This is a genomic window from Streptomyces calidiresistens, assembly GCF_014141525.1.
Classification (GTDB): domain Bacteria; phylum Actinomycetota; class Actinomycetes; order Streptomycetales; family Streptomycetaceae; genus Streptomyces; species Streptomyces calidiresistens.
The window spans coordinates 1-2386 of the sequence record NZ_VKHS01000799.1 but is presented as its reverse complement, the minus strand read 5'-3'; the positions used below and the strand labels follow the sequence as shown (position 1 = coordinate 2386).

Sequence of the window (2386 nt, the reverse complement as noted above, 5' to 3'; positions counted from 1 at the left end):
GGGGCGCCCCGACCCCCGTCCGGGGGGCGGGGCGCCCCACGGTCCCGTCCGCGCGCCGCACTGATCACCGGCGGGTTCGGCACCCCCGTCCCTCCCGGGCGGGAGACGGGCCGTTCGGCCCGCCGGGGACCCGTTCGGGTCGGTTCGCCGCCGAACGTCCCCTTCGGCCGTGTTCCGCCGGCGGCGAGCGACCGGGACCCGGATACTCGATCAAGGGGGTCCCGGCCCGCCGGGTCGGGAACCGAGCCGGCTTCCGTCCGGAAGACCCGAACGCCCCGGAGGATCTCCCATGGCCCTGCAGACGCTTCCCCTGATCAGTGAGTGCACCGCGGAAAGCTGCGCCTTCAACACCGAGCACGCCTGCCACGCCCCGGCCATCACCGTGGGCAACGTCCAGGATCCCCTGTGCGACACCTACCTGACCGCCCCCGACAAGGGCGGTGACCCGGAGGCCACGGGCCGCGTCGGCGCGTGCAAGATGGCCGACTGCCGGCACAACGAGCACTTCGAGTGCCACGCCCCCGGCATCTCCGTGGGCTACCAGGACGAGAAGGTGGACTGCCTGACCTACGCCACCGCCTGACCCGCCGCCCGGCCCGGGTCCCCGACCCGCCGGTCCCCTCCGGGCCGGGTGCCGCGCCCCTCGGCGCCGGCACCCGGCCCGGAGCCGTGCGGTCCCCCGCACGACCGTCGAACGGAGGTCGCACGACCGTGCGGTGTCGGACGTCGGTCCCCTCCGGGAGCCCGGCGGCGAGGGCCCCCGCCCCGGGTGGGGAGACGGGGCAGCCGGCCGGAGTACGTAGGCTTGGCCCCGGGACGCGCGACCGACCGGCCGCCCCCGCACAGCGCGCGGCGGCAGCCGCCCGGACGACGAAGGAGGCATCCCCATGACCGGCCCGGTTCCGGAGAGCCACGAGCCCGCCCACGACCCGGAGGTCCTGCAGCTCGCGGCGAAGGTCTTCGAACTGGCCCGCAACGGGGACACCGACACGGTCGCCGCCTACGTGGACGCCGGCGTGCCGCCGAACCTCTGCAACGAGAAGGGCGACACCCTCCTCATGCTCGCCGCCTACCACGGCCACGCCGCCACCGTGCGGGCGCTGCTGGAGCGCGGCGCCGACGCCGGGCGGGCCAACGACCGGGGCCAGACCCCGATCGCGGGCGCCGTGTTCAAGGGCGAGGAGGAGGTGGTGCGGGTGCTGCTGGAGGCCGGCGCCGACCCGGCCGCCGGACAGCCCTCCGCGATCGAGACGGCCCGGATGTTCGCCAAGACCGACCTGCTGCTGCTCTTCGGCGCCGATTCCTGAGCCGGTCCCGGCCGGGACCGCCGCTCCCGGCCGGGGAGGCTCAGTGCGCGATGCCGTCGATCAGGTCCCGGGCCCCCTGTCGCAGCAGCGCCACCGCCACCGAGGTGCCCAGCGTCCCCGGGTCCAGCCGACCGGCCTCCTCCGACGCGGAGAGCACCACCTTGCCGTCGGGGCTGAACACCATCGCGGACAGCGACAGTTCGCCCTCCGCGTCGGTGCGCGCCCAGCCCGCGATCGGGCTGTTGCAGTGCCCCTGGAGGACGTGCAGCAGCATCCGCTCGGCGGTGGACTCCCGGTGGGTGGCGGGGTGGTTGAGGTCGCTCACCACGTCGATGAGGCCGGTGTCGTCCTCCCGGCACTGCAGGGCCAGCACCCCCGCGCCGATCGGCGGCATCATCTCCTCGGTGGACAGCACCTCGGTGATCACGTCCGGGCGGCCGATGCGGTGCAGGCCCGAGACGGCCAGCAGCAGGGCGTCCGCCTCACCCGCCGCCAGCTTCTCCATCCGCCGGTTCGCGTTGCCGCGCATCGGCACGCACTCCAGGTGCGGGTGGGCGGCGGACAGTTGCGCGACCCGGCGCACGGAGGAGGTGCCGATCCGGCTGCCCGGCGGCAGGTCGGCGAGGCCGAGACCCCCGGGGTGGATCAGGGCGTCGCGCACGTCGTCCCGCTCCAGGAAGGCGGCGAAGGTCGTGCCCGCCGGCAGCGGCCGGTCGGCGGGGATGTCCTTGAGGCAGTGCACGGCCAGGTCCGCCTCGCCGGCGAGCAGGGCCGCGTCCACCTCCTTGGTGAACGCCCCCTTCCCCTCCACCAGCGACAGGTCGCCCAGCCACCGGTCCCCCGTGGTGCGCACCGGCACCACCTCGGTGCGGATACCGGGGTGCAGGGCGGCCAACTCGGCGCGGACCCGCTCCACCTGGGCCAGGGCCATGGGCGAGTCGCGGGAGACGATACGGATCAACTCGGGCGCGGACATGGCGGCCACGATAGTGCCCCCGGGCCCCTCCCCCGCACCGCCGCCGGGGCGTCCGGTCCCACCGGAGCGAGACGGCGCGCGACAGGTGGGGCCGGGAGACGAC

The 2386-nt window shown here is 75.6% G+C and carries 3 protein-coding genes; 2 read left to right on the top strand and 1 reads right to left on the bottom strand.

Annotated features, from left to right (window positions below; genetic code table 11):
* Window positions 1–289 precede the first annotated feature (289 nt).
* Window positions 290–583: a DUF1540 domain-containing protein gene (locus tag FOE67_RS22890; RefSeq protein ID WP_182666737.1), complete on the top strand. Its 294-nt coding sequence runs from the start codon at window positions 290–292 to the stop codon at window positions 581–583.
* A gap of 304 nt (window positions 584–887) precedes the next feature.
* Window positions 888–1307 carry an ankyrin repeat domain-containing protein gene (locus tag FOE67_RS22885; protein ID WP_182666736.1) on the top strand — a complete coding sequence of 140 codons (420 nt, stop codon included), beginning with the start codon at window positions 888–890 and terminating at the stop codon, window positions 1305–1307.
* A 40-nt stretch (window positions 1308–1347) separates the two neighbouring features.
* Here the strand turns inward: FOE67_RS22885 and hemC are convergent, their stop codons facing one another.
* Window positions 1348–2283 (bottom strand): hydroxymethylbilane synthase, encoded by a 936-nt coding sequence (gene hemC, locus FOE67_RS22880; RefSeq protein ID WP_182666735.1) that lies wholly within the window; start codon window positions 2281–2283, stop codon window positions 1348–1350.
* Window positions 2284–2386: the final 103 nt, after the last annotated feature.